This window comes from Pseudoflavonifractor capillosus, assembly GCF_016902575.1.
Taxonomy (GTDB): Bacteria; Bacillota; Clostridia; order Oscillospirales; family Oscillospiraceae; genus Enterenecus; species Enterenecus capillosus_A.
Map to the genome: position 1 here is coordinate 1 of NZ_JACSNZ010000074.1, position 4,727 is coordinate 4,727.

The window sequence follows — 4,727 nt, forward strand, 5'->3', positions numbered from 1 at the left end:
ATGGTTGCCATGGTGTAAATCAGCACCACAGCGGTACAAATACTCAGTCCCAGTGCTACCAACTGCAAATGGCTTTCAAGCTCGATTTCAGATTGTGATGCTTTCACTGCAACCTGTGTTTGCTGGATGTTGGGGGTGGTCACAGCGGGTTCCTGAACAGAAGTATCCTGCTCCACCCGCTGGCAGTACACCAGATACCGATGGGTGCCCACAATATAGGGGTGGCAGGTGAGCAAGGTCACCATGTCTTGGCTCGGCTGAATGGCCACAGCCTCCACTTCGTCGGGCCAGATGATGGAGGTTCCCGTCACCTGATAGGTCAGGGTTTCCCATAGGTTTGTGAGGTACACCAAGTCCCCCTCCTGAAGCAGCTCCACATCCCGGAACATGGCCTTGCCATTCCAGCCCCGGTGGGCGGCAATGACGCAGTTGGTGGAGATGCCTCCAATGGGCATACTGGTCTGACCCAGCACCGTCGCTCCATCGTTCATGTGCGCTCTGGAGGCTCCCAGATAGAGGGGTAAGGTGACGTCCATAGCGGGGATTTCTACATAGCCTACGGCATCATCGGCTTCCATTCCGTAGTCCTCTAAGTTCAACCCCGGTGCTTCATAGCTGTCCACACTGTCCAGGCCGGACTGATCCTGGGACAGCTGGAGGTTGTACTCCTCCATGGCTTCTCTCAGGTCTTGGTGAATACCTGGCTTTTTCTGTTCCTGCTCCACCACGGCAACTTCCTCTTTCACCGTCTGCTCATACACAATGGGGGCAGTGATGGGCTGGCACAGAATTACCATCAGTGCCAAATCCACCGCCAGAGCCAGCCCCAGCAGCCATCTAGCCATGCCTGACACCTCGCTTGTTCCGCCAAATTACCACTGGAACAGCTACCGCCAGCATGGCAAGATAGATACCAAACCCGATGCACAGAGCTGTGCGGTATTCACTCCACCAACTGCTTTCGTGGTTTTGGTTCTGGGCGGTTGCAACCACGGTGTCCTCTGCTGTCCGCTCCGTCCGGGTGCCCCGCACCAGAAGACGGTGGGAGTTCACACCGTAGGGAGTGCAGGTGAGCAAGGTTACATAGTCTCCTTGTGGATCAATCCCGATCTGGCTCACATCGTTGGGGAGGACCACAGAGATTTGGTCTACCTCATAGGCCAGAGTTTCATCCAGCACCCGCAGGAAGAACACATCGCCTTGTGTGAGCTGATCCAGGTCGGAGAGCAGCCGGGATGAGGCCAGGCCGCTGTGGCCTGCCAGAACTGCATGGCTTCCTGTACCTCCCACCGGCAGGGAACTGCCCTCCACCACCCCCACACCGGCGGTAAGGGTGGTGGACTGAGTTCCGTAGTACACGGGGAGAATCACGTCGATGGCGGGAATCTCCAACGTGGCCAGCATACCACCTCCGGTGGGGGCCAGGGCGGTGAGAATGTCATTGCCTGGGGTTGGGGCACCGGAGACAGAGAACCCAGCAATGGAACAGCTCTGCTCCAGCAGTTCCCGGTTGTAGGCTTGGGCCAGCTCTAGGGCTTGTTGGGTAGCCTGGTTGTCCAGCACCTCCAACGCCGTCTCATATTCTGTAATGACCTGGGAGCGTGTTTGCCCCGAAAGCCAGTTGCTGGCCATGGGGTAGAGCATCATCCCCATAGCCAGCACACAGCCCAGCCCCAACAAAAGAGGAGCTTTACTTCTTTTCATCCAGCTCACCCTTCCGCTTCCAGTAGCGAAGGGCGATACACCCGGTGAGCATCCCGCTGGCCAGCACGATGCCTACCACAGTGGTCACCATGGTGCCTTTGCCGCCAGTCTCGGGCAGATCAAAGCCACGGGTGTTGAGGACGGTCAGGGGAACCAGGGCATTGCCGCTGTCCCCCATGGCCTCCATGGTGGCGGAATAGCCGTCCACGGTGGCGGTGGCGGTGAGGGAGCCCACCTGCACACCGGGGGTGTACTTGGTGTCGATGTCCACGGTGATCACATCTTCCAGCAGGGTGTAGCCAGCATCGGTCTGGGTCTCAGTAAGCTGGTAAGTGTCCTCCTCCACACCATACAGATACAGGTGGCCGGTCTCATTAGGGGTCATGCGGGTGGCTTCGTCCACGTTGGTGGTGGTGCCGGTGGCATAGTACACACCCTTTGCAGGGTTGGCCTCTGCCACCACATAGTAGTTGCCGGTGACGTTGGTCACATTCTGGGCAATGAACTGGACGGCATCAAAGTTGGTGCCTCCGGCGGAGAACTTCTTGGTGAGGTGGATGCCATAGCTGTATACCTTGGCTTCGTCGGTGAGGGTGTCAATATAGTCCTGGCTGGTGCTCTCCCAGGTGAGGGTGACGGTATTGGGATTGCCCTCGTCACCCAGGATCATGTCCTCGGTGCTGTTGATCTTGGCGGTGTAGTACACCACGCAGGTCCAGTCGGAGTAGCGGCCTTCCTGCTGGCTGTTGTCCACGGGGGTATTGATGCGTTCCAGACCAGCCTCGTTGAACTGGAGGGTCATCATAGTGGAGCCGTCACTGCCACTCATATAGGACACATCGAAGTATGTACCCTGTCCCTTCTCATTGCACTCCCAGATCTCCACAGCAGTGGCACCCTGGGTGGCAGGGGTGTTGGGGGTGGCAACGGTGTAGTCCTTCTGAGCCGCCTCATAGCTCTCGTACCAGCAGACTTTCACGTCAAACTGGTTGTACTCCAGGCCGGGAGAGAGAATATCCTCGAAGCGGTACTGGGTGAGCTGGGTGGCGTTGGAGGTGATGGTGGGCAAGGTGGACAGGTAGCGGTAGCCCATCACATCTCCGGTGCTGCCGGTGGCTACATCCCGGTAGCCCAGCCCGTCGATGTCGCCGGAGAAGCTGATGCCGTGGGCCAGGTCTGCCACCTCTTTCTCCAGGGTGGGGTTCCCGGTCTCGTTTTTGGGGTAGACATGGACATCGTAGAACCAGCCGTCAGCGGTCTGGGTGTCCGTCATGGGCAGGGACACCAGGAAGGGATTGACGGTGGAGGTGACATTCTCCGGCACCTCCGTCTCCACCACCAGATACAGGCCCAGGTCCAGGCCGTCCACGGAAGTGGTGCCGGTGATGTCATCGGTGAGGGGCATGGCGGTGCCACTCTGGTTGGCCTCCGCCTCCAGAGCATCCTTGGTGGCTCGGCGGTTGGCGGTGAGCTGTTCCTCCAAAGCGTCGATCAGGGTATCAGAGGTATACCAGGGGATGCCACCCTCGGTTTTCACCACGTCCTCCGAGGTGAGACCCAGCGTGTCCCGCACATCTTCGTTGTCCACCCCGTAGATGACCTGGACGGTGGCATTGGCGGCATCCTGATCCGAGTACATACCAATGCCGCCCAGGCGCAGGTACGTAAACTCCACACCGCCCAGGGTGTAGTCCTGCAGCATGGTCTCCGCCTCGTGGTTTTCCTTGCCGGTGGACACCAGCCCACCGGTGCTTACCCCCGCCTGAGTGGCGGCGGTGAGGTCATACTTGGTGACGGTGAGACTGGCGGTACGTCCGTAGTCGATGGTGGCATCCTGGGGGGTATAGGCCAGGGCAGTTCCGGACAGGCCAAGGGCGGCACACAGGGCCAGCCCCATGGCGGTAAAGCGATGCATCTTCTGTTTCATGATTGTCCTCCTTAATGTTCAGTTTGATGTTTCTTATGCACAGCCAGCCCAGTGACGCACAGGAAGGCCAGTGCCAATCCGGCACTCATCAGCCAGACGGCATAGCCTCCCGTGGCAGGCAGGCGATACACCAGGGTGTTGCGCAGGTCGTAGGTGAGATGGTAATAGTAGTTGGTGCCGTTGCTGTAGTACACCTCATCACTGGTGGTGTCCTTGGCTCCGGCTATCCCATAGGGCAGGGTGATGGTGACGGGCTGGGGCAGAAGCTGATAGCCTTCCTCTGTCTGGATTTCTCGCAGGGTGTAGGTACCCAGAGGGAGGTTGACCATCTCCACACGTCCCTCCCCATTGGTAATCAGGGTGTCTGTTCTTTGCCCAGGGACAAACTGGCCGTTCTGCACCACCAGAGCGGCATAGCGTCCATCCGCCTGCTGGCTCCAGGTCACCACATTTCCGTTACTGTCCAACAGCTGGAGCTTCACCCCAGACAGGTCCTGCTCTCCCTGCCCAGACTTGTGGATGGTGAGCATCCCCAAGGGCTGGGTACGCAGCTGTAAATAAAAAACCACCGGGTCTTGCACTCCGGTGGCTAAGGTCTGGCCCACGCCGTTGGACCAGATGAGCAGGGCTCCTGTATTTTGGGGGACATTCTTTCGCACGGTCAGGGTAACGGGATCGGTGATCTCCTGGGTGGTGGAGAAGGTGTAGGTGTTGCCCTGGCGGGAGACGGTAATCCCGCTGGTAGAGGGAAAGGTGATGTCACAGCCGGTGTGGTTGGTATCTGTGAGGGTTACGGTGTATTTACCGCTGATGGCATCGTACTGCATGGTGTGAGCCATATTGAGCCCCACATCCGTGCTGGCAAAGCTGGGGATCACTCGATGTTCAGCCATTTGGTCCAGCATCCAGTCATAGCAGTTCTTGGCCGGATGTCCCTCAATCCACTTCACATAGTTGTCTGCCTCGATGGTCTTGCCCCCGTAGGACAGAGCGGAAATGGAGGTGGGGCTGGTGCGGATGCCGCTTTGATACTCCCAGATAATGATCTGGGTGGCAAAGGCAAAGTCGTCCACGTTGAAGGCACATCCAACCTGGC

4 protein-coding genes are annotated in these 4,727 nt (G+C 58.5%); all 4 read right to left on the minus strand.

Annotated features, from left to right (window positions below; genetic code table 11):
- Positions 1-845 (minus strand): class C sortase (locus H9X86_RS11535; protein WP_204901666.1); only part of this gene is annotated, 845 nt, incomplete at its 3' end.
- Positions 838-1,704 carry a class C sortase gene (locus tag H9X86_RS11540; RefSeq protein ID WP_204901667.1) on the minus strand — a complete coding sequence of 289 codons (867 nt, stop codon included), beginning with the start codon at positions 1,702-1,704 and terminating at the stop codon, positions 838-840. The genes H9X86_RS11540 and H9X86_RS11535, both read right to left, overlap by 8 nt.
- Positions 1,691-3,631, minus strand: coding sequence for a SpaH/EbpB family LPXTG-anchored major pilin (locus tag H9X86_RS11545; RefSeq protein ID WP_204901668.1), 1,941 nt, complete (start codon positions 3,629-3,631; stop codon positions 1,691-1,693). The genes H9X86_RS11540 and H9X86_RS11545 overlap by 14 nt, the downstream gene beginning before the upstream one ends.
- 11 nt (positions 3,632-3,642) lie before the next feature.
- Positions 3,643-4,727 (minus strand): prealbumin-like fold domain-containing protein (locus H9X86_RS11550; RefSeq protein WP_243416946.1); only part of this gene is annotated, 1,085 nt, incomplete at its 5' end.